This window comes from Thiomonas sp. SCN 64-16, assembly GCF_001725585.1.
Classification (GTDB): Bacteria; Pseudomonadota; Gammaproteobacteria; order Burkholderiales; family Burkholderiaceae_C; genus Thiomonas; species Thiomonas arsenitoxydans.
This window is the reverse complement of the sequence record NZ_MEGQ01000040.1, coordinates 13128-34147: the sequence shown is the minus strand read 5'-3', so window position 1 is coordinate 34147 and position 21020 is coordinate 13128. Positions and strand designations below refer to the sequence as shown.

General features: G+C 64.3%; 19 protein-coding genes and 1 tRNA gene. 6 read left to right on the top strand and 14 right to left on the bottom strand.

What is annotated here, in order from left to right:
• Positions 1-45: 45 nt before the first annotated feature.
• The 4 genes from ABT24_RS11600 to queG form a co-directional block, all read right to left on the bottom strand.
• Entirely contained in the window at positions 46-2358 is a 2313-nt protein-coding gene (locus ABT24_RS11600) for a hypothetical protein (RefSeq protein ID WP_276731381.1), read from the bottom strand.
• A 1-nt stretch (position 2359) separates the two neighbouring features.
• Entirely contained in the window at positions 2360-2668 is a 309-nt protein-coding gene (locus tag ABT24_RS11595) for a helix-turn-helix transcriptional regulator (RefSeq protein ID WP_013106174.1), read from the bottom strand.
• A 314-nt stretch (positions 2669-2982) separates the two neighbouring features.
• Positions 2983-3059, bottom strand: a tRNA-Pro gene (locus tag ABT24_RS11590).
• 15 nt (positions 3060-3074) lie between these two features.
• Positions 3075-4202: a tRNA epoxyqueuosine(34) reductase QueG gene (gene queG / locus ABT24_RS11585; RefSeq protein WP_276731389.1), complete on the bottom strand. Its 1128-nt coding sequence runs from the start codon at positions 4200-4202 to the stop codon at positions 3075-3077.
• A 24-nt stretch (positions 4203-4226) separates the two neighbouring features.
• Here queG and tsaE point away from each other — a divergent pair, with 24 nt between their 5' ends.
• Both tsaE and ABT24_RS11575 read left to right on the top strand, forming a co-directional pair.
• Positions 4227-4751 (top strand): tRNA (adenosine(37)-N6)-threonylcarbamoyltransferase complex ATPase subunit type 1 TsaE, encoded by a 525-nt coding sequence (tsaE, locus tag ABT24_RS11580; RefSeq protein WP_276731393.1) that lies wholly within the window; start codon positions 4227-4229, stop codon positions 4749-4751.
• Positions 4752-4800: 49 nt separating this feature from the next.
• Entirely contained in the window at positions 4801-6195 is a 1395-nt protein-coding gene (locus ABT24_RS11575; protein ID WP_276731395.1) for an N-acetylmuramoyl-L-alanine amidase, read from the top strand.
• Positions 6196-6219: 24 nt separating this feature from the next.
• Here ABT24_RS11575 and rraA read toward each other — a convergent pair whose 3' ends face one another.
• Positions 6220-6729, bottom strand: a complete 510-nt coding sequence (rraA, locus tag ABT24_RS11570) for a ribonuclease E activity regulator RraA (protein WP_276731398.1) — start codon at positions 6727-6729, stop codon at positions 6220-6222.
• A gap of 129 nt (positions 6730-6858) precedes the next feature.
• On the opposite strand from rraA, the gene ABT24_RS11565 reads away from it, so the two are divergent.
• The 3 genes from ABT24_RS11565 to galU all read left to right on the top strand — a co-directional run bounded on the left by ABT24_RS11565 (position 6859) and on the right by galU (position 8978).
• Complete coding sequence (locus ABT24_RS11565) at positions 6859-7758, top strand: polysaccharide deacetylase family protein (RefSeq protein WP_276731402.1); 900 nt, start codon at positions 6859-6861, stop codon at positions 7756-7758.
• Positions 7755-7976, top strand: a complete 222-nt coding sequence (locus tag ABT24_RS11560) for a DUF1289 domain-containing protein (RefSeq protein ID WP_276731404.1) — start codon at positions 7755-7757, stop codon at positions 7974-7976. The genes ABT24_RS11565 and ABT24_RS11560 overlap by 4 nt, the downstream gene beginning before the upstream one ends.
• Positions 7977-8090: 114 nt before the next feature.
• Positions 8091-8978, top strand: coding sequence for a UTP--glucose-1-phosphate uridylyltransferase GalU (galU, locus tag ABT24_RS11555; protein ID WP_013106180.1), 888 nt, complete (start codon positions 8091-8093; stop codon positions 8976-8978).
• A gap of 131 nt (positions 8979-9109) precedes the next feature.
• On the opposite strand, the gene ABT24_RS11550 is transcribed toward galU, so the two are convergent.
• Positions 9110-9379 (bottom strand): sulfurtransferase TusA family protein, encoded by a 270-nt coding sequence (locus tag ABT24_RS11550; RefSeq protein WP_423837840.1) that lies wholly within the window; start codon positions 9377-9379, stop codon positions 9110-9112.
• 98 nt (positions 9380-9477) lie between these two features.
• Here ABT24_RS11550 and mbfA point away from each other — a divergent pair, with 98 nt between their 5' ends.
• Positions 9478-10452, top strand: a complete 975-nt coding sequence (mbfA, locus tag ABT24_RS11545) for an iron exporter MbfA (protein WP_276731409.1) — start codon at positions 9478-9480, stop codon at positions 10450-10452.
• 13 nt (positions 10453-10465) lie between these two features.
• Here mbfA and ABT24_RS11540 read toward each other — a convergent pair whose 3' ends face one another.
• The 8 genes from ABT24_RS11540 to ABT24_RS11505 form a co-directional block, all read right to left on the bottom strand.
• On the bottom strand, positions 10466-11596 hold the full coding sequence (locus ABT24_RS11540) for an alpha/beta fold hydrolase (protein ID WP_276731412.1): 1131 nt from the start codon (positions 11594-11596) through the stop codon (positions 10466-10468).
• A 12-nt stretch (positions 11597-11608) separates the two neighbouring features.
• A complete protein-coding gene (locus ABT24_RS11535) occupies positions 11609-13996 on the bottom strand; it encodes a plasma-membrane proton-efflux P-type ATPase (protein ID WP_276731414.1) in 2388 nt (795 codons plus the stop codon).
• 9 nt (positions 13997-14005) lie between these two features.
• Positions 14006-15433, bottom strand: coding sequence for a dihydrolipoyl dehydrogenase (locus tag ABT24_RS11530; protein WP_276731416.1), 1428 nt, complete (start codon positions 15431-15433; stop codon positions 14006-14008).
• Positions 15434-15555: 122 nt separating this feature from the next.
• Positions 15556-15891 carry a hypothetical protein gene (locus tag ABT24_RS11525; RefSeq protein ID WP_013123412.1) on the bottom strand — a complete coding sequence of 112 codons (336 nt, stop codon included), beginning with the start codon at positions 15889-15891 and terminating at the stop codon, positions 15556-15558.
• 19 nt (positions 15892-15910) lie between these two features.
• Positions 15911-16975: an ABC transporter permease gene (locus ABT24_RS11520; RefSeq protein WP_286737853.1), complete on the bottom strand. Its 1065-nt coding sequence runs from the start codon at positions 16973-16975 to the stop codon at positions 15911-15913.
• 3 nt (positions 16976-16978) lie between these two features.
• Entirely contained in the window at positions 16979-18094 is a 1116-nt protein-coding gene (locus tag ABT24_RS11515) for an ABC transporter permease (protein ID WP_156052941.1), read from the bottom strand.
• A gap of 13 nt (positions 18095-18107) precedes the next feature.
• Entirely contained in the window at positions 18108-19910 is a 1803-nt protein-coding gene (locus ABT24_RS11510) for an ATP-binding cassette domain-containing protein (RefSeq protein WP_276731424.1), read from the bottom strand.
• The gene (locus ABT24_RS11505; RefSeq protein WP_276731427.1) at positions 19894-20931 is read right to left on the bottom strand and encodes an HlyD family secretion protein; all 1038 of its coding nucleotides are present in this window, start codon (positions 20929-20931) and stop codon (positions 19894-19896) included. Before ABT24_RS11505 ends, ABT24_RS11510 begins: the two co-directional genes overlap by 17 nt.
• Between the last annotated feature and the right edge of the window lie 89 nt (positions 20932-21020).

Below are 21020 nucleotides of genomic sequence, written 5' to 3'. Positions count from 1 at the left end.
CTATAGCTATAGATATTCTTATAGCTATAGACGGTACCAGTTCCATCAAGCCGTCGATTTTTGAGGTGTTGGTGGTTCCACTTGGGAATTCGGCACAGTCGTGTTCAGCCTTGCGATTTCCTGCAACGCAACACGGATCGCCCATTCTGCACGCCTGTCCTTCAGTCCAGCCAGTCGCCGCAGTGTTGCTTGCGGCATGTCGTGCAAGGCCAGACGAAGCGCTGAATCCCGATGTTTGGCGTAAGCCTCGGGGCGCATCGTGACCGCGCAAACTCGCCTGGACGGCACGACGCCGCCTGCCAAGGCGACTCGGAAGGCTTCGACGAGCTTGCGCAATGTGGCTTGCTCCTTTGCGGTGTTGGCGGCCTGTGTGCCCAATCCCCGCCCCTTGTTGTGCCGAAACTCGGCTGGCGACGCGCGCCATTGCGGTGCAATGCCCGTTTGCGCTTCCCAGTCCACCACGATAGCCGACGCAGCCCAGAGCCAGACGGTACGGGTTTCCTGGCTTGAGACGGCGCGCACGCGGCCAACAGCCTGCAGCAGTCGCTGGCGGAACTGGTCTGCCGCCCAGTCGCGCAGCGCAGGGTGCGTCGGCAGGCGGATCGCCGAGCGTCGGCCCTGGAAGACCGCTGGCGCGCGCGCGGCGTCCCAGCGAGGCCAGTCTGTTTCTGCGGCTCCGGCTGCAAGCGCCATAGCGCGCTCACCGAGATAATTCGCCCGCTGCGCATGCGGATGTTCGAGCGGTTCACCAAACACCACCAAATCTCTGTCCTCAAAGGCATTGGTGCCGCGTTCATGTGCAAACCAGTGACCAACCCTGCGCGCCATGCCGCCCAGCCGTTCGGCAACGGGCTCAAAGGTCAGGACGCCGATGTGTTGTGCATCGGTCATCTGCTCATCAGCCGCCAGTTGCCGCGCGGCGCGGACTTCGGTGACGCGCTGTTGCAAGGCTTCCTGGTTGCTGCGGATGTCCTTGCGCAAGCGTGGCGTGTCGGCGTAGATATTGAGGTGCAGGTTTTGCTTGACGCGTATTTCCTCGACTGTTCCGCCATGCGCGCGCACGATATGTTGGATGATGCGCGGTGCCGTGGCATCCAGCAGCAATACAGGGTGCTTGCCTGAAGCGATTGCTTCACCCAATGGCGTGGGTGCAACACATTGGATGCTCCCGGATCGGGCAAATGCGCTGTCCAGTCGCAGACTGAACCCCAGTGCGGCGGCTGCGCGCAAGGGAATAACCCAGTCTCCCGCGTTGTGGCGACTGTCGATGTGCGCCGCTTCCCACAGCGCTGCGCCGTCCTGGATAGTGACGAGGCGATCCTGCGCCCACTGCTGGACGCCTGGCTGCGGGTCGATAGGGCGGTCATCAGCGGCGTGGGCGCTCTCTGCGATCCAGTGCGCCAGCAAGGGGAGCAAGTCTTGCGCCGCCTTGCAAGACGCAAGACGCCTGTTTGCGTCCTTGATGTCGGCCTGGGCCAGCTTCCTGGATTCTTCGCGCTCCGCCATGCGCAGGAGCAGTTCCGCTTTTGTTTGATCGGCTCGGGCGCGTTCGATCGCTGGCCCCAGTTGTGCCGACCATTGCGCAATGTCCTCGCTGGTGATGGTGACGGTCTGGGCCAGTGGCGGCGTTTCATCGATCACGATCAGGCGGGGCAGATCGGGAGGGTTGAGGTCGTCTGCGCTCAAGATGGGTTGGCGCCACTGGGCCAGCGCGCTGGAGAAGCTGGCGTAGTGCGCGGCGACAATGGGTGCGCTGCGGGTGTCTCGCTGGTGCGCTATCCAGTTGCAGGCAGTGGTGCGCTCGATCTCTTCGTGGAACCCGGCGCTCTCGATGACGCTCTGGATGCGCGCGAGTTGCCGATCTGATCCGACGGCCCGGTAGAAATCGCGCTGTTCGCGCAAGCCATGTTTGCAGCGACGGCACAGTAGCGGTTGCTGAATGCGGCGCTTGGCGGCCAGACTGCGCCCGTCCTCAATGCGTTGGCAATGATGCGGCTGTCCTGGGGCGTGGGCACGGCCCGAGTAGGCTTGCGCCTGCCCGCCTGCCTGGCCCACGGCGGCAACGAATGCGTCCCGCAAGTCTCTGGTGGCAGTCAGGAACAGCAGGGGCGTCTGGCGTTGTGCTGCGATCTGCGCGATCTGGTAGGACTTGCCCAGCCCGGTGCTGGCCTGGATCAGGAGCGGCGGCGGGACGCGTGGCTTGGGCGCATTGAACGACGTGCGGGCACGACGCGCCGCCTGCGCCCTGTCTTGCCAGCCTTGCAGATCGAACAACCACTGGTCATGCGCGCCCAGCGCTTGCTGGAGCACTGCAGACAGACGGACACGGGCGGCCTGCGGCGTGCGCAGGGGCGCCATGTCAAAGCTCCTGCAGGCTGTGGCCCTTGCGCGGTCGCCCCCGGCGCGCTGGCTGCGGCAGGGTGATGGGCGTTGCAGCGCCTTCGCCTGTGGCGTGATCCGGTTGCCCGATGCGGGCGACCCAGTTCTCCAGATCGGCGACGCGGTAGCGCAGCGAGGTGTTGATTTTGACGGGCTGAGGCCAGTGCGCGGGTGGTTGCTTGCTGCGGTACGTCCAGTGCCGGATGGTGCTGTAGGAAAACCCGAGCAAATCAGCGGCGGCACGAATGTCGAGCAGGAGAGGCGTGGTGGTGTGCTGTGGGTGCGGCATGGCAATCCCCGAAAGTCTGTATGCAGGGATATGCGCAGGGGCGGCAAAACATGAAAAAGCCCGGCAGTGCGCATGGCTGGCCGGGCAAATCTCCGGGAAATCAGGGACTACAGAACTTGTTGAGGCAACTCATGCACTGGGGGGGCGCTTGCCGCTTTTTGGCACCCTTGGGACATTCCGGGGACAAAAAACGGGGGGATTCTTGGGACACTCCAGGGACAATACGGGGACAAATTGATGTCCCAAAGACGAAAAAAAGCCCACAGTGTCAGTGTGGGCTTGTTCTGTAATTCATTGATTTACTTGATATTATTTGGTCGGGGCGAGAGGATTCGAACCTCCGACCCTCTGCTCCCAAAGCAGATGCGCTACCAGACTGCGCTACGCCCCGACGAAGCTAGCCATTCTACCGGGTGATTTCCCCCGGGTCGGTTTCAGCCTGGGCCAAAGCCCAGCGGACATGCTCTTGCAGCAGCGCTCTGGCATGCGGGAGTGCGCTCTGCAGTGCTTGAGTGGCCGCCTGGCGCCAGGCCGTCTCGTGATTGCCTCGTAGGCCGTTGCCCAAGGCAACGGCGAGGTTGCGCTGCCAGCGCTCGAAGCCGATGCGGCGAATCGGGCTGCCCTCGGTGCGCTGCTCGAACTGCGCTTCGCTCCAACTCCACAGGTCGAGCAGCTGGGCCTGGTCAAAACCGTGGCGGGGATCGAAATCGGGCAAGGAGCTGCGCTGGGCATAACGATTCCAGGGGCAGATCAGCTGGCAGTCGTCACATCCGTAGATGCGGTTGCCGATCAGCGGACGCAGTTCCAGGGGAATCGGCCCTGCGTGTTCGATGGTCAGGTAGGAAATGCAGCGCCGCGCGTCGAGTTGTTCCGGGCCAAGAATGGCCTGCGTCGGGCAGATGTCGATGCATTTGCGGCAGGTGCCGCAGTGGGCACTTGCGGGGGCATCTACCGGGAGGGGCAGACCGATGAATATTTCTCCCAGAAAAAACATCGATCCGCTATCGCGCTGCAGCAGCAGGGTGTGTTTGCCGCGCCAGCCGAGCCCGGCGCGCGCCGCCAGCTCCACTTCCAGCACGGGGGCGGAGTCGGTGAACACGCGCACCACGCCCGGGTCGATCTGGGCGGCGATGTAATCGGCCAGTTGCTGCAGTTTGCGCCTGAGCACCTTGTGATAGTCGCGTCCTCGGGCATAGACGGAGATCGTGGCCGCTTCGGGTTGCGCCAGCCTTTGCCATTCCGCATCGCGCCAGTTGGCCGGGCTTGCGCACGGGAGATAGTCCAGGCGGGCGGTGATGACGCGCAGCGTGCCGGGCACCAGTTCCGCGGGGCGGGCGCGCTTGAGGCCGTGTCGCTGCATGTAGTCCATGCTGCCGTGGTGTCCTGCGGCCAGCCAGTCGAGCAGGGGCGCCTCGGCCGAGCGCAGATCGACCCCGGTGATGCCGATTTGCGAAAATCCCAGCGCACGCCCCTGCTGTTTGATGTCTTGCGCCAGCGCGCGCAGACGCTCGGGCGATGTGCTGAGTTGCTCCATCCGCGCCATTCTAGAAATCTATCCATGCCTCCTGCCGCCCTGCCCCTGCTGCTTGCCAATGAACACGACACCGAAGCGCTGGCGCAAGCCCTGGCTTTGGCGTGGGCGCAACACCCGACGCCCCGCCTACTGATCACCCTCGACGGCGATCTCGGCGCAGGGAAAACCACCTTTGCACGCGCTTTTTTGCGTGCATTGGGCGTGCAAGGGCGCATCAAAAGTCCCAGTTTCAGCCTGCTGGAAGAGTACACCCTCGACATTCCGGACCTACAATTCAAGGGAACTCTTCGGACCTCGGCCTATCACATTGATCTTTATCGCTTTTCAGACCCGCAAGAGTGGGACGATTCTGGACTGCGCGATGTCGTGGGCGGGCCGGGGGTCAGTCTGGTCGAGTGGCCGCAGCGCGCGCAGGATTTGCTGCCCGCTGCCGACTTGAGCGTGCACCTCGAACCGCTGGGAGAGCAGCGCCGGTGCACGTTGCAGGCCGGGACTGAACTGGGACAGCGTTTGTTTCGCGCCTTGCCGGAGGGTTTGAAGTCCGGTTGATGCCGTGGGTGGGCTGCTGCTCCCCCGGTTTTTGAGCAGGAGCCTGAACATGATGACCCCACCGCGCCGGCGTTTTCTCGTGCAATCGTCCAGCCTCGTGCTGCTGCTGACGGCCCCCATGATTGCGCGAGGCGCTACCTTGATGTCCATCCGCGTCTGGCCGGCGCCCGAATACACCCGGCTGACGCTGGAGTCGGACGGCCCCCTGAGCGCAACCCACCAGGTCTTGAGCGATCCGCCGCGACTCGTGGTGGACATTCAGGGCCTGCAGCTCGACAACCAGTTGCGCGATCTGGCGGGCAAAGTGAAGGCGGACGATCCCTTCATCAAAGACGTGCGCGTGGGCCAGTTCAAGCCCGACGTGGTGCGCCTGGTCATTGATTTGAAGCAGGCGGTCAAACCGCAGGTCTTCAGCCTGCTGCCGGTTGCGGCCTATCAAAACCGGCTGGTCTTCGATCTTTATCCCGCCCATTCAGGTGACCGGCTGATGGCGTTCATGCAGCAGCAAGAAGCGCTCGACCGCGAACGCCAGCTCGGCGCCGGTTCCAATACGCCGCCGCAAACCCTCGCTCAGGCCCAGTCACAACAGCCGGATTCGCTTGGCGACTGGATCCGCCAGCACCGCAGTGAACTCGACAGCCCGCAAGCCGGGCAACCGCAGCAGTTCGCCCGCGCCGATGCGCCCCCACCAGCGCAACGCCCCGACCCCGTGCGCCGCGACCGCCGCAACTTTCGCAGCGTGCTGCTGGCGATCGACCCCGGCCATGGCGGCGAAGACCCTGGCGCCACGGGCCCCAGCGGGGTGCACGAGAAGGATGTGGTGCTGCTCATCGCCCGCCACCTGCGCGACCTGGCCATGAGCACACCGCACATGGAAGTGATGATGACGCGCGACAGCGACTACTTCGTGCCGCTGTGGACGCGGGTGGAAAAGGCGCAATCGGCCAATGCCGACCTGTTCACCTCCATCCATGCCGACGGCTGGTTCACGCCCGAGGCGCGCGGCGCTTCGGTGTATTGCCTGTCCGATGGCGGCGCGTCCAGCGTGGAGGCGCGGCTGATGGCGCAACGCGAGAACGCGGCCGACGCCATTGGCGGCATCGACATCAACTCGCGCAGCTATCAAGTGGCCAAGGTGCTGCTCGATATGTCCACTACCGCCAAAATCAATGCCAGCCTGAAAATGGCCCGACCCACGCTGGGCAAAATGGGAGAGCTGGTGCATCTGCATTCCAAGCAAGTGCAGCAGGCAGGGTTCGCCGTGCTGAAGTCGCCCACCATTCCCTCGATGCTGGTGGAAACCGCCTTCATCAGCAACCCGGAAGAAGAGGCGCGGCTACAGACTCCGGCCTATCGCAAGCAAATCGCGCGCGCTATTTTTGAAGGCCTGCGCGCCTACCTCGACACCAATCCGCCCCTGGCCCGCCGTCGCATTCTGACCTGAAGCTGCTCCACGGCGCCCGTGATTTCAGAGCGCCAGCCCGAGCTGCTCGCGGCTGATGATCACGCCGTCTTCATCGGCGTAGAGCCATTCGCCGGGGCGCACGATCACGTCCTGAATCGTCACCGCGACATCGACCCTGCCTTTGCCGTGCTTTTCCGGCGGAGCGGGCATGGATGCCAGCGCCAGCACGCCGATGGGCACCTGCAGAATTTCATGCACATCGCGCACGCAACCATTGACCAGCACCCCGGCCCAGCCGTTCTGGCTGGCCAGCGCAGCGAGGTTGCCGCCCAGGAGCGCGCGCTTCATCGAGGCGGCGCCATCCACCACCAGCACCCGGGCCATGCCGGCCGACTCCAGGGTGGCGCGTACCAGGGCGTTGTCGTCGTGACACTGCACCGTGGCGATCTTGCCGCGAAAACGGCTGATCTTGCCGAAGGAGCGGAAAACCGGCGGCAGCACCCGCAGCGCATCGGTGTGCAGGGCGTCGCGGTGCGCATCGCACAGATCACAAGTTGAAAACAAGGCGTGCATGTCCATTCCTCCAGATGCATTCTCAATGTCTGCAAGCATTGAAGCAGACCCGCTTTGCGCGAAGGCTGTGTCAGGTCAAGTCCTCTACGATGTGGCTCTCAAAGGCTCGCCCTGTTTCTGTCTGATTCCATGCCCATTCTTGCGCTCAAAGTCGATGTCGATACCCTGCGGGGCACGCTCGAAGGCGTACCTGCCCTGTTGCGTCTGCTCGACAAACATCAACTCCGCGCCACCTTTTTATTCAGCCTCGGGCCAGATCACACCGGGCGCGCGCTCAAGCGGGTGTTTCGCCCCGGCTTCCTCGCCAAGGTTCAGCGCACTTCGGTGACCAGCCACTACGGCCTGAAAACCCTGCTGTACGGCACCCTGCTCCCCGGCCCGGACATCGGCCGACGCGCCGCAGATCCCATGCGAGACGCCGACCGCGCCGGCCATGAAACCGGCGTGCACACCTGGGATCACATCCTCTGGCAAGACTACGTGGTGCGCAAAAATGCCGACTGGACCCGCCGTCAGCTTCAGCTCGCTGCCAACCGCTATGGCGACATCTTCGGCCGCCCCCCGCAAGTGCACGGCGCCGCCGGCTGGCAGATGAACGACGCGGCCTATTTGCTGGAGCAGGAACTCGGCTTCACCCTGGCTTCGGACGGTCGGGGCACCCACCCCTTTCTGCCGGTGGTGCAGGGGCGCACACTTGCCGTTCCCCAGTTGCCAACCACCCTGCCGACGCTTGACGAGCTGATCGGCGTGGACGGCTTGAATGAACACAATGTGGCCGATCACCTCCTGCGCCTGAGCACCGACGGGCGCGACCATGTCTACACCCTGCACGCCGAGCTGGAAGGCGGCCGTCTTGCTCCCGTGTTCGACCGTCTGCTGCAAGGCTGGAAGGCGGCAGGCTTGCATTGCACCTCGATGCGCGGTTATGCCGACTCGCTGAACCTGGCCTCATTGCCACACCATGCGGTCCGCCTGGGCAGCATTGCCGGGCGCAGCGGCACCCTCGCCTTACAAGGTGCGGCCGTATGACGCGCACTTCGGTCGCTTCAGCGGGTCAACCCGACGACACGAGCGAGCCCGACACCCCCTGCGTCGGCGTGTGCTCCACCGGGTTCGACGATGTTTGCCGCGGCTGTCTGCGCACCGCGGCGGAGGTCGGTCGCTGGGTGGAGATGAGCCCGGCAGAAAAGCGCGCGGTCTGGGCGCGCATTCTGGCCGAGGGCTATGTTCCGCGACGGCGTGATTGAGTTCTCTTGCCGGGTGGAGTCCAACACCGCATTCCCGGTGGATGACTGCGCCGCAGCATCAATCATTCCCTTGTTAGTATCGATCTCATTTTCGACCCCACCGTCATACTCCCCATGCCCCCGACCATCACCAAAGCTGTCTTCCCCGTTGCCGGTCTCGGCACGCGTTTTCTGCCCGCGACCAAAGCCACTCCGAAAGAGATGATGCCCGTGGTCGACAAGCCGCTCATTCAATATGCGGTCGAAGAGGCCTATGCGGCGGGCATCACCGAAATGATTTTTGTCACCGGCCGCCACAAGCGCGCCATCGAAGATCATTTCGACACCGCCTACGAACTGGAGCATCAACTCGAAGAAGCGGGCAAACAGGCCATGCTCGATGTGGTGCGCAGCGTCAAACCCGACAACGTGCAATGCGTGTTCGTGCGCCAGCCCGTGGCCAACGGCCTGGGCGCGGCGGTACTTTGCGCCGAGCGTCTGGTGGGCGACGAGCCGTTTGCCGTCATCCTCGCCGATGACTTGCTCGTCGGCGAGCCGCCCGTCATGGCGCAAATGGTCGAGATTCACAGCCGCCATGGCCGCAGCGTCCTCGCCACCGAAGAAGTGCCGCGCGAGCACACCAAACGCTACGGCATCGTCAGCGGGCAGGAAATCACACCCGGGCTGACCTCGCTGTCGGGCATTGTCGAAAAACCCGCTCCGGACGTCGCGCCCAGCACCCAGGCGGTCGTGGGCCGCTACATCCTCAGCCCCCGCGTGTTTCATCATCTGCGCAACGGCAAACCCGGCGCCGGAGGCGAAATTCAGCTCACCGACGGCATCTCCGCGCTGCTGCATGAAGAAGCGGTGTACGCCTATCGCTACAGCGGCCGCCGTTTCGACTGCGGGAGCAAGCTCGGCTATCTCGAAGCCACGGTGCAACTGGGCATGTCTCACCCCGAGACCGGACCGGAATTCAGCGCCTATATCAACAATTTGTGCGCAGGCCACGCAGCAAGCTAAAGCTTGCCTAGGAGTCGGGCTCGGGGCGTGGGTAAAAATGGCGTTGCGGCACTCTGGCCGGTGGGCAGACCGAGGCCCTTCGATGCCCTATCGAATACGGGAAGCGCCCTTCGTGGGTGTGTGCGGCACCTTCAGCGCCGCCGCAGCAGGTGGTGGTATTCGCCGCCCTCGGTCTTTTGATCGACCAGGGCGTTGCCGGTCTGACGGGCGAAGGCCTGAAAGTCTTTCACCGAACCGATGTCGGTGGAGACGATGCGCAGCACCTGGCCGCTTTGCATCTGGGCGAGTGCTTTCTTGGCCTTGAGGATAGGCAGCGGGCAGTTCAGTCCGCGCGTATCCAGGTCGACATCAATCACAGGTTGCTCCACACGATTCTCCAGGTTTTGGCGCGATGGAAGCATTTTAGGGGCGCATTGCACGGCCGCACGCGCCTGCCGACAATGGGGGCAATCGCACTGTTCTTAATGCCCCAAAAATGAACCTGAGCTCGCTTTTCTCCATGCCCGGCAACACCGCCACGCTGGACTTCTCCAGCTTGAACGAGCAGCAGTTGCTCGCCCTGGCCATTTCGCTCGAAGAGGATGACGCGCGCATCTACAGCCAATACGCGCAGGCGTTGAACGCCGATTATCCCGACACGGCCGCGCTGTTCCGCGGCATGGCGGCCGAAGAAAACACACACCGGCATCGTCTGCTTGATCTCTACCGCAAACGGTTTGGCGATCGCATTCCGCTCATTCGCCGCCAGGACGTGCGCGGCTTTATCGAGCGCAAGCCGCTGTGGCTGGTACAGCCGATCGATCTGGACAAGTTTCGCGCCCAGGCCGAGTTGATGGAAGCCGAGTCGCGCATGTTCTACGCCAAGGCCGCGCGGCACGCGACCGATACCGGCATTCGCCAGTTGCTCGGCGATCTCGCCGCCGCCGAGGCGGCGCACGAGCAGAAAGCCGAAGCGCTCGGCAATCAGTTCATCACGCCGCAAGCCATACGCTCCGAGCGCGAAACCCAGCGCCGCGCCTTTGTGCTGCGCTTCGTTCAACCTGGCCTGGCGGGGTTGATGGACGGTTCGGTCTCTACCCTGGCGCCGCTGTTCGCCGCAGCCTTCGCCACGCATGACACCTGGGCCACCTTTCTGGTCGGCCTCGCAGCCGCGCTGGGCGCTGGCATCAGCATGGCGTTCGCCGAAGCCATGTCAGACGATGGTTCGCTCACCGGGCGTGGCAGCCCTTGGCTACGCGGCGGCATCACCGGTCTGATGACCGCTTTGGGCGGCCTGGGCCACACCCTGCCCTACCTGATCCCGAACTTCCACCTCGCCACCACGCTGGCCTTCCTCGTGGTCGGCGTGGAGTTGATCGTGATTGCCTGGATTCGCAAGCGCTATATGGATACGCCCTTCGGCTTGGCGGTGCTACAGGTGGTTGTCGGCGGTTTGCTGGTTTTTGCCACGGGCATCCTGATCGGCAGCGCGTAATCACAGCGAATGTTTAGGCTCTGTCAACGCCCTTGGTCTTGATCCACGCGCCGATTTGCGGCCACGCCTCGTCGAGCGTGCGCTTGCCCATGAATAGGCCTACATGTCCGCCAGGCACGATGCGCTTCTCGATCTGGCTGGCGGGTGTGCCGCAGAGGGTTTCAGCGGCGAAGACCTGCTCGTGCGGCGTAATGTCGTCTCTCTCGCCCGCAAGCAGATACAGCGGGCAGGTGATGTCTTTGAGGTGCAGCGCACGGCCCTGGCCGATGAACTGGCCTTTGGCCAGCAGATTGCGTCGGAACAGCTGGTCGATGACTTGCAGATACCAGCGACCGGGCAGGTTCAGCGGGTTTTCGTACCAGCGCTCGAAGGCTTCGGTCTTGCTCAGCCAGACCGGATCGTCGATGTGCTCGTACAGGTCGATGTGCTCCTGCACATAGTGCTGCTCGGGGTGCATGTTCTTCCAGCCGGCCAGCATGTATTTGCCCAACATCAGCCCGCCGCCGCTTTCCACCAGCTCTTCATAGAAGCTCATCGGCGTTTGCTTGACCATTTTCAGCAAGGGGCCGTGGCCGGCGTGGGTGTCGATGGGCGAGCCCGCCAGCACCAGGCTGGCGACCTTGTCGGGAAAGCGCGCGGCCAGCATCGCCGCCATCCAGCCGCCCTGGCACAGGCCGACGAGGTTGACGCGGCCGCCAAGGTCGTCGATACAGGCGAGAAAGTCGCCGAGGTATTGATCGACTTCGAGGTCTTTCATGTCCGGCGTGGCGCTGTGCCAATCGGTGAGGAATAGCGGGCCGACTCCGCTGTTTTTCAACGTCTGCATCAGGCTTTGGCCCTCGTGATAGTCGGCGATCATCGAGGTGTGGCCGGCGTAGGGCGCATTGACCAGGGTGGGAATGCCTTTGGCACCGGGCGCGGAGTAGTCGCACAGATCGAGTGTGCGCAGCTTCAGCCGCACCGTGTGCTCGGTGGCGAGCTTGGGTTTGATGCCCCCGTGCAGAAGCAACTCCTCGTCGAGAAACTTCACATTACGCGCCGCCAGCTCCATACCCTGCTCGGCCATATCGGTCGCGAGTTGCAGCGGCCAGAAAAAAGGCACGTTGAGATTGGGTTTGGCGGGCTTGGGCTTGGGGTCAGACATGGAAAACCTCCTTCAGGCAATGGCAAAGCGGCGGAACAGGGCTCGCTTGATCAACAAATCCAGCAATAGGGTGAAAACGACCGTCGCCAGTAAAACCATGCCCACGACGAATCCGGGCAAAGCGGCCATCAACACGCCGAAAGCCGCCAGCAGACAAACGATGATCACGTCGCCGATACTGGCTGCCGCCATCCACCGCGACGGAGCGAGCGACCATAGCGGGCCGTTGCTGCGCAGCAGATAGATGCCAGCCTGATTGCCGAACACCAGAATCAGGAACACCACGGTCTGCAACTGCGCCAGGCTCAGCCCCTGCGCCTGTGCCCAGACATACATGCCCCAGGCGAACAGCAGGCTCAAGACCGCGAGCACGATGGACGCGCCCATGAGTCGGCGCACCTGCCAGTGCTGCGGCTGGGCCGAGGGGTGGACACGGTCGGTGGCGATACTCATGGTGGCGAAATCGTTGGCGAACAGCATCAGCACGATGAGCAGCGGCGAGATGACGAAATGCCCGGTCAGCAGCAGGCCGAAAGTGAGGAACACCACGATTTCCAGCGTGCGCAGCACCTTGTTGAGGGTGTAGGTGAGCATGCGCCGATGCACCTGCCGCCCGGCGCGCACCACGGTGAGCACCCCGCCCAGCCCCGGGTCGGTGAGCACCACGCCGGCGGCCGCCTTGGCCACATCGGTAGCGCTGGCCACGGCGATACCCATCTCGGCCTGGCGCAGCGCCGGTGCGTCGTTGACGCCATCGCCGGTCATGCCGGTGACATGCCCGGCCTTTTGCAGCGCGGCGACGATGTGGTGCTTGTCCTCGGGCAACACGCGCGCGTAGAGGTCGCATTGCGAGGGGTCGAGTGCCAGGTCTTTCTGGATGTGGCACACGCGCGTACCCAGGCCCAGCTCGCCGCCGACGGCGCGCGCGGTTTCTTCGGCATCTCCGGTAGCCATGCACACGCGCACGCCGAGCTGCTTGATCTGGGCGATGAGGTTGGCAGCGTCTGGCCGGGGTGGATCGGACAAGCCCACCACGCCGAGCAACTGCAGCGCATCATTCGCGCCCGCCGCCACCGCGAGCACGCGCGCGCCGCTGGCGGCGAGCTGTTTCTCCGCCGCGTCCAGCGCAGCCTGCTGCGCGGCGTCGAGATGACACAGCGGACCAATGACCGTGGCGGCGCCCTTCATCGCGCGCCAGGGCTGGCCGTCCACGGTGTAGAGCCCCTCGCTGCGCCGCGTCGCGGGGTCGAAGGGGTGAAAGGCGCTGCGCGCAGGCGCATCGGCCAGCAGCCTGCGTTCGCGCGCGGGGGCAAGGAGGGCCAGATCGAGCGGGTCTTGCGTGGCATCGTCGCTGGCCAGCGCGGCGGCGCGCAGCACGGCGTTTTCATCCGCGCCTTGCACGAGCGCAGTGGCGCCCGCATAGCGCAGACTGTTCTGCGTGAGCGTGCCGGTCTTATCGGACACCAGCGTGTCCATCGCCGCAGCCTCCTCCACTGCGGGCAGCCGCGTGACCAGCACGCCCTGGTGCGCCAGCAACTGGCTGCTAACGGCCGTGGCCAGGGTGTAGGTGGCAGGCAGCGCCACCGGCACCGAGGCCACCAGCAGCATGAGCGCGAACACTGCCGTGTCGAGCAAGGGCAGGTGATGCCACAGCGCGAAGCCGATGACAATGGCCACGAGCACGAGGTCGAATACCACCAGCCGTTTGACGATGGCGAAGATGGTGCTTTGCATGTGGCTAGGTGCGTTGGAGGTACGCACCAGTTCGGCGGTGTGGCCGAAGAAGGTGCGTGCGCCGGTCGCGGTGACGACGCCCGTGGCCTCGCCCTGTCGCACGATGGCGCCGGTGTAGGCCGGTTTGCCCGCACCCGCGTCCACCGGCAGCGATTCGCCGGTGAGCGCCGACTCGTCGAGCGACACGGCGCCATCGAGCAGCCGCAGATCGGCCGGCACGATATCGCCAGCGCGGATGTGCACCACATCGCCCGGCACCACCTGCTCGGCGGCAATCTGCTGCCACTGCGCGTCGCGCCGCACGCGCGCGTTGACGTGCAACTGCTTGCGCAGCAGCGCCAGCGCATCCTTGGCGCGCTGTTCCTGCACGAACGCCACCACGGCGTTGAACACCAGCAGCACGGCGATGACCAGCGATTCCAGCCCGCGCCCGAGCAGTACTTGCAGCACGATAACGGCTTCGAGCATCCACGGCACCGGTGCCCAGAACTTCGCCAGCAGTTGCCGCCACGGCGGGACGGTCTGTTCGGCAATGGCATTGGGCCCGACACGGGCCAGCCGTGCGGCGGCCTCGCTCGCGCTCAGCCCCTTGCTGGGATCTGTCTCAGGCCAGTCGCCCGACTGCACGGGCTCGGCTTCAGCTTGGGCAGGGGTCTTTGCGGCCATCGTGGGTTCCTATAACTTGAAGGCGCGTGCGGCCTTGTTGATGCCTTCGCTGAGCATGGGATGCGGAAACACCGTATCGGCCAGGGCCTTGGCGCCGAGCCCTTGTTCGAGTGCCAGCGCCAGCGGGGCGATCAGTTGCGCGGCGTCCATGCCCGCGATCTGCGCCCCCAGCAAGCGGGCGTCCTGGCGATTGAACACCAGTTTGATGAACCCTTGCGTTTCGGCGTAGATCTGCGCCCGCGAGTCTTCGGCATAGTCGTAGCGCATCACGGCCACGGCGTCGGCGCCCAGCGCCGCTTCGGCCTGCGCTGCGGTCTGTCCTGCATGAGCCAGTTCGGGCTCGGTGAACACCGTCATGGGCACGGCGTGGAACGGCATGCGATCCACCGCCTGCCCGCCAGCAGCGATGCAGTGCGCGGCCACCAGGCTTTGCCGCACGGCGGAATGGAACAACATGCTGCGTCCATTGATATCTCCCGGCGCCCATACCTGCGGGTTGGACGTGCGCAGGGTGTCGTCCACTTTGACATGCCCGCGCTCCATCGCCAGACCGAGGTGCTCCACGCCTTCGGGCAGCACGGCCACGCGGCCGGTGGCCATGAGCACGGCGTCGCCCTGCAGGCTGCGCTCGCCGCCGCCCTGCTTGTAGCGCACGTGATAGCCATCGCCATCGCGCGCGATGCTCAGCACCTGCGCGGAGCATTCGATGCGCACGCGCTGCGACAGACTGGCATGCAGAAAAGACGCCAGTTCGGCATCGAACCCTGGCAGCACCTGAGGCGCATATTCGAGAATGCTGCACTGGGCGCCGAGGGCCTGCAGCATCGACGCCGTCTCCACCCCGATGTAGCCGCCGCCGATGATGACGAGGTGTTGCGGCAGCGGCAGATCGGCGCCGAGGCGGAACAGATCGTGCGAAGTCAGCGCCAGATCAGCCCCGAGTATGGGCAGGCGCGCAGGCGCCGAGCCGGTGCCGAGTATCAATTGGCGAAAGCGGACTTCGCGCGAACCGCTGCCATCGCCAGCATCGATGCGCGCGCGACCCGGCGCGACGATCACGCCGCGCCCCTGCACGAAGGCGACGCCGCCCGCGGCGATCTCGCGCGCATGCTGCGCGTAGCGGGTGTTCTGCACCCGATCCTTGTGCGCCAGCACCGCGCCCCAGTCCACCGCGGGCTTGCCGCCGCGCAGACCGAAGCCGTCGAATTTGTCTGCCAGACTGCGCACCAGCGCCGCCTCGCGCACCGCCTTCGAAGGCACGCACCCCTCGGCCAGACAGTCGCCGCCGAGATTGCCGATCGGGTCGACCATCAGCACCGACCACCCGGCTTTGGCGAGAAAAAAGGCCCCTGGATACCCTGCGCCACCGGCGCCGAGCACGAGCACATCCACGTCGTCGCTCAGGGCGGTCAGCGGGGTTGAAAATTCGAGTGCCATTCCATCCTCCAGACTCTATGCAGAATGCAAAGCATTGGATTGCGGCGGCGCAACATGGCGTTTGACTTGCATCAAGCTCGCCAGACCTGCGAATGTCAGACACGCTCCAAAATGCAACGTCGTTAATCGTTGCCCGGCGGCATGTTTTCAGGTTGTTCCAAACCCAATGCAGCGCGTCGGCGCAACGCCAGCCAAGCCAGCACACAGCCAACGATCCACGCCACGGCGCGCGCGGCCAGCAGCATGCCCGGCGAAAACCCGGTCAGCGAGTCGCCCCCGAATTCCTGAACCCAGCGTGGATCGACCGCGCCCGAGGTCAGCGCGCTGATCAGTGCAATCAGCAGCAGGCTGATGCCCCACACGGCCCAGGTTCGGGCGATAAAGGCATACAGCAGGCGAAACGCCACCGCGCCCAATAGGGCAAACAACAGGCACTCGATGATCAGCACGCGCAACATGATGAGGTCTCCTTGGGAATCACCCCATCAGTCCATGCGGTGACGGAACAGCCAGGCGGCAAACGCCATGCTGACGACGCCGATCAGCGCCAGCGGCCAGTATTGCGACATCAGGTCGCTCACCCCATAGCCTTCGAGATAGACCCCGCGGGTGATGATGAGTGGCAATGGGCGTGGCAAAGCCGGACAGAATGATGGACGGCACCAGGAACATGAACACGCCCAGCAAACCCTGCTGCTGGGTCACGGCGATGGACGAGATCATCAGCCCGATGCCGGTGGCGGCGAGCAGGAAAAAAAACAGCCCGACTCCCAGCGCCAGCACGCTGCCCACAAACGGCACCCCGAACCAGAGTATGGTGACGATGGCGATAAAAGCGGCCTCCAGCCCGCCGATGATGAAACCTGGCAACGCCTTGCCCAGCAGAATTTCCACCGGACGCAGGGGCGTGACCAACAACTGATCGAAGGTGCCCATCTCGCGTTCGCGCGCCACCGACAGCCCGGTGACCAGCAAGGTGACCACCAGGGTGAGCAGAGCCACGATGCCCGGAAGAATGAACCAGCGCGACAGCAGATTGGGGTTGAACCAGGAGCGAATTTCCAGCCTCGCCGGCGGGCCGCGCCAGCCGTGTTGCGCAGCCCATTGCTCATTGAAAGCGAACAGCACACTATTGGCATCGTTCAGCGCCAGCGATGCGGTGTTGGAGTCTCGGCCATCGACCAGCAGTTGCACTTTGGCCGGTTGATGCCGCAGCAAATCGCGGGTGAAGTGCGGGCCGATGTGCAGCACCAGCAGCGCATCCTTGTTGTCGATCAGCGGGGCGATCTGCGACTCGTGGGTGATGGTGGCCACCTGGCGAAAGGTGTCCGTGCCGGAAAAGCGCGCGATCAGTTCGCGCGAGGCGTAGCCCGGGTCTTCGTTGTAAACCGCATAAGGAATGTGGTTGAGGTCGAAGCTGGCTGCATAGCCGAACACCAGCAGCTGAATGAGCGGCGGGCCGATCAGCACCGTGCGGCTGGCCGTGTCGCGCAGCAGCATGAGCAGTTCCTTGATGACGAGTGCAACGACGCGGCCCCACATGGTTCAGTCCAGTCTCTTGTGCGATTTGCGCCAGGCAATGCCCATGAATATCGCCCACATCACCATGAGCGCGGCGCTGTTGCCCAGAATCACCGGCCAGACATTACCCGCCAAAAACACGGTCTGCAAAATGGCGACGTAATAGCGCGCGGCGACCAGATGCGTGAGAAACTGCACCACCGTCGGCATGGAGTCGATGTCGAAAATGAACCCCGACAGAATGAAGGCCGGCAGGAAGGTGACGATGACCGCCACCAGCGCGGCGACGAACTGGCTGTTGGCCAGAGTGGAAATCAGCAGCCCCATCGCCAGCGCCACCAGCAGGAACAGCGCCGAGCACAGCACCAGCAGCCACAGACTGCCGACCAGCGGCACGGCGAACAGCCACACCGCCATGGCCACCGACAGCGCCATGCCCCCCATGCCGAGCACGAAATAGGGAATCAGTTTGCCCAGCAGGATTTCCGCCATGGTCACCGGGCTGGCCATGAGCGCTTCCATGGTGCCGCGCTCGCGTTCTCGCGCGATGACCAGCGCAGTGAGCAAGGCGCCGATCAGGGTCATGATGACGGCAATCAGCCCCGGCACCAGAAAGTCGCGGCTGCGCACCGCCGGGTTGAACCAGATGCGCGCCTGCACGCTGACGGGCAGGAGCAAGGGCTTGCCCTGCCGCTCGGCTTCGAGCTGCAGCCAGTTTTGCCAGACGCCTTGCAGATAGCCCTCCATGATGCGGGCGTTGTTGGCGTCAACGCCGTTCATCCACACCGCCACGGGGGCCGAGCGGCCGGTGAGCGCCAGCCGGGTGAAGTCGCCCCGCAGCCAGACAATGCCGTCCACCTGGCGGGACATCAGCGCATGACGAGCAGCGGCGATGTCGGGGTAGGTCGTCGGTGCGAAGTACGCCGATTGCTCCAGCCCGCCGACAAAACTGCTGGTCTGCGCACTGGGCTGATCGACCACCACCGCCAACGGAACGCCACGGGCGTTGAGCGACACGCCGTAGCCGAACAGCAGCAGCAGCAGTACCGGCAAGACAAAAGCGATGGCGATGGCGGAGGGGTCGCGGATGATCTGCAAAAACTCCTTGCGCACCAGTCCGCGCAGACGTTGCCGGTTCATCGGGCCTGTCTCCTCATGCCGCGCGGCGAATCTGCGCCTCGTGCGACTGAATCAGGGCGATGAAGGCGTCTTCCATCGTCGGATCGGGCAGCGCGTCGGTGCGAATGCGCCCGCGAATCTCACGGGGCGTGCCAAAAGCCAGGATCTCGCCCAGAGACATCAGCACCAGATGATCGCAATACTCGGCCTCGTCCATGAAGTGGGTGGTGATCATGACGGTCACCCCCGATTCGGCCAGATGGTTGATGCGCTGCCAGAACTCGCGCCGCGCCAGCGGATCGACGCCGGAGGTCGGCTCATCGAGAAACAGAATGGACGGCTCATGCATCAACGCGCAAGCCAGCGCCAGCCGCTGCTTGTAGCCCAGCGGCAGGTCCATGGCCTCGGCATCGGCATACTCGCTCAGGTCGAACTCATCAAAGGCCCAGGCCAGCCGCTGTTTGCGCCGTGCGCCGCGCAGGCCATAGGCCGAGGCGAAAAAATTCAGGTTCTGCCGTGCAGTGAGATTGCCGTAGAGCGCAAATTTCTGCGACACATAGCCGATGCGCTCGCGCGCGTCTGCGCTGGCCGTGCGCAGATCGGCGCCCGCAACACGCAGCGTGCCGGAAGACGCTGGCAGCAGGCCGCAGAGCATGCGAAAAGTCGTGCTCTTGCCCGCGCCATTGGCACCGAGCAAACCGAAAATCTCGCCCTTCCCCACGTTGAAGCTGATGCCCTTGACCGCCTGAAACGCCCCGAAAAAGCGGCGCAACTCTTTCACTTCGATCACGGTGGACGCCGCATCATCGGGCTTGGCCGCGATGGCGACAGTAGCAACGGCCGCCTCAACCTTGGGCGCAGCCTGCGTCTGCGGGGCAGGCAGACCCGTGTGCAACAAACTGACAAAGGCATCCTCGAAACGCGGCTCGACGGCCTGCCAGTCTTCGCCGGGCTGCTGCAGGGGCTGGGTGTCCTGCAACACCACCCGCACCCCTTCGGCCTGCACCAGCGCGTCGACCACTCCGGCGCGCGCATGCAGCGATTCCTGCAACGTGCGGCGATGCCATTGCGCATGCCGCACTACAAACACATGACCTTTCAGGGGTGCCCGAAAAGCCAGGGGCGGCTGATGCGCCAGCACATTGCCCTCGTGCAGCAGCACGATGTCGTCGCACTGCTCGGCCTCGTCGAGATAGGCGGTGCTCACCAGCACGGCGACATTCTGGCTGCGCAAGAGTTTGATGATGCTCCAGAGCTCACGCCGCGAAATGGGATCGACCCCGACAGTCGGCTCATCGAGCAGCAGCAGCCGCGGCGCGCGCAGCAGGGTGCAGGCCAGCCCCAGCTTTTGCTTCATGCCGCCGGAAAGCGCCCCCGCCCGTCGATGCGAAAACGGGCCGAGCGCGGTGAGCTTGAGCAAATCGTCGAAGCGCGATTGCCGCTCTGTGGCTTTCAAACCTTGCAGATCGGCATAGAGGTCGAGGTTTTCCTGAACGGTGAGGTCTTCATAAAGACCGAAGCGCTGCGGCATGTAGCCGATCATCTGCTGAATGGCCGAGGCCGATTGCCGCACGTCCAGGCCCAGCACCCGCACCTCTCCAGAACTGGGCAGCAGCAAGGCGGCGGCAAGGCGGATCAGCGTGGTCTTGCCCGCGCCGTCTGGCCCGAGCAAGCCGGTAATGCGGCCCTGCTGAATGCGCACATCGACGCCCTTGAGCGCATCGATCACACTGTTGCCCTGCCTGAACTGCTTGTGCACCGCCGCGAATTCAAGCGCCGCGTCGGACGGCACTGCGACCTGCTCAGACCGGGCCGAAGTCTCAGTGTTGGCAGACATGCTCGGGAACCGATTGCGGCGCGTTGTTCAACAAAGGCACCTGCACGGTAACCGGCATGCCCAGGCGCAGTTTCTGATCGGGATTGCAGGCATACACCCGCACCCGATACACCAGTTGCGCACGCAACTCGGTGGTCTGCACCGACTTGGGCGTGAACTCCGCCGTGGGGGAGATATTGCCGATCCAGCCCTTGAACGGCTGGCCGGGAAAGCTGTCGGTCAGAATGTCGGCGCGCATGCCTGGAGCGATTTTGCCCAGCTCGGTTTCCGGCACATAGGCGCGCACCCAGACCGGGTTGTTCACCGCGATGGTCATCACCGGAGTTTGCGGTGCGGCCATGTCGCCCACCTCCAGAATGCGGTTTTCCACCACGCCATTCTCGGGCGAATACAGCACCGCATCGGTCAGTTGGCGCTGGGCCAGCGCGAGCGCGGATTCATCGGCCTTGACCATCGCCTCAGCCGCGGCGATGTCTTCCTTGCGCGGGCCTTGCACCGCCAGGCTCAGCGCCTGGCGCGCGCGCTGCACACCGGCGGCTGCCGTATCGAGCTGCTGGGTGACGTTGTCCAGACTTTGCCGAGGCAGGAAGCCCGATTCCACCAGCGTCTTTTGCCTGGCATAAGTCGCCTTGGCGTTGGCTTGCGCCGCCAGCGCCGCGTCCACCCCGGCTCGCGCCTCGGCAATTTCCTGCGGACGGCTGCCCGCCTTGAGCTTGGCCAGCACATTCTGCTGCGCGAGCAATGCCGCCTGCGCACGGTTGACCGCGTCTTGGTAGCGCACCGCGTCGATGCGGGCCACCACTTGCCCCTTGCGCACGGCATCACCTTCCTGCACCAGAAGTTCAGACACCCGCCCGGCATCGTTGAACGCGAGCTGCACCTGCCGAATGTCGATGTTGCCGTAAAGCGTGAGCGTGTTCGAGACCGGCTTCGCCCGCTGGGTCCACCAGTAAGCGCCACCGGCGACGAGCACGATGAGGAGCAATACCACAATGATCAAGGGCCGCTTTTTGTTTTTCATGGGAGTGCGAAGACTGTGTTGAGACGGGCGAGCGGACGGATGTTTCATTGTCGCGCCAGCTTGCCGCCCGGGCATGACTTACATCAATC

Excerpts from the sequence above, each read along its gene's own strand:
- ABT24_RS11600 (WP_276731381.1), bottom strand. The coding sequence starts at position 2,358 with ATGGCGCCCCTGCGCACGCCGCAGGCCGCCCGTGTCCGTCTGTCTGCA.
- ABT24_RS11595 (WP_013106174.1), bottom strand. The coding sequence starts at position 2,668 with ATGCCGCACCCACAGCACACCACCACGCCTCTCCTGCTCGACATTCGT.
- queG (WP_276731389.1), bottom strand. The coding sequence starts at position 4,202 with ATGGAGCAACTCAGCACATCGCCCGAGCGTCTGCGCGCGCTGGCGCAA.
- tsaE (WP_276731393.1), top strand. The coding sequence starts at position 4,227 with ATGCCTCCTGCCGCCCTGCCCCTGCTGCTTGCCAATGAACACGACACC.
- ABT24_RS11575 (WP_276731395.1), top strand. The coding sequence starts at position 4,801 with ATGATGACCCCACCGCGCCGGCGTTTTCTCGTGCAATCGTCCAGCCTC.
- rraA (WP_276731398.1), bottom strand. The coding sequence starts at position 6,729 with ATGCACGCCTTGTTTTCAACTTGTGATCTGTGCGATGCGCACCGCGAC.
- ABT24_RS11565 (WP_276731402.1), top strand. The coding sequence starts at position 6,859 with ATGCCCATTCTTGCGCTCAAAGTCGATGTCGATACCCTGCGGGGCACG.
- ABT24_RS11560 (WP_276731404.1), top strand. The coding sequence starts at position 7,755 with ATGACGCGCACTTCGGTCGCTTCAGCGGGTCAACCCGACGACACGAGC.
- galU (WP_013106180.1), top strand. The coding sequence starts at position 8,091 with ATGCCCCCGACCATCACCAAAGCTGTCTTCCCCGTTGCCGGTCTCGGC.
- ABT24_RS11550 (WP_423837840.1), bottom strand. The coding sequence starts at position 9,379 with ATGCTTCCATCGCGCCAAAACCTGGAGAATCGTGTGGAGCAACCTGTG.
- mbfA (WP_276731409.1), top strand. The coding sequence starts at position 9,478 with ATGCCCGGCAACACCGCCACGCTGGACTTCTCCAGCTTGAACGAGCAG.
- ABT24_RS11540 (WP_276731412.1), bottom strand. The coding sequence starts at position 11,596 with ATGTCTGACCCCAAGCCCAAGCCCGCCAAACCCAATCTCAACGTGCCT.
- ABT24_RS11535 (WP_276731414.1), bottom strand. The coding sequence starts at position 13,996 with ATGGCCGCAAAGACCCCTGCCCAAGCTGAAGCCGAGCCCGTGCAGTCG.
- ABT24_RS11530 (WP_276731416.1), bottom strand. The coding sequence starts at position 15,433 with ATGGCACTCGAATTTTCAACCCCGCTGACCGCCCTGAGCGACGACGTG.
- ABT24_RS11525 (WP_013123412.1), bottom strand. The coding sequence starts at position 15,891 with ATGTTGCGCGTGCTGATCATCGAGTGCCTGTTGTTTGCCCTATTGGGC.
- ABT24_RS11520 (WP_286737853.1), bottom strand. The coding sequence starts at position 16,975 with ATGTGGGGCCGCGTCGTTGCACTCGTCATCAAGGAACTGCTCATGCTG.
- ABT24_RS11515 (WP_156052941.1), bottom strand. The coding sequence starts at position 18,094 with ATGAACCGGCAACGTCTGCGCGGACTGGTGCGCAAGGAGTTTTTGCAG.
- ABT24_RS11510 (WP_276731424.1), bottom strand. The coding sequence starts at position 19,910 with ATGTCTGCCAACACTGAGACTTCGGCCCGGTCTGAGCAGGTCGCAGTG.
- ABT24_RS11505 (WP_276731427.1), bottom strand. The coding sequence starts at position 20,931 with ATGAAAAACAAAAAGCGGCCCTTGATCATTGTGGTATTGCTCCTCATC.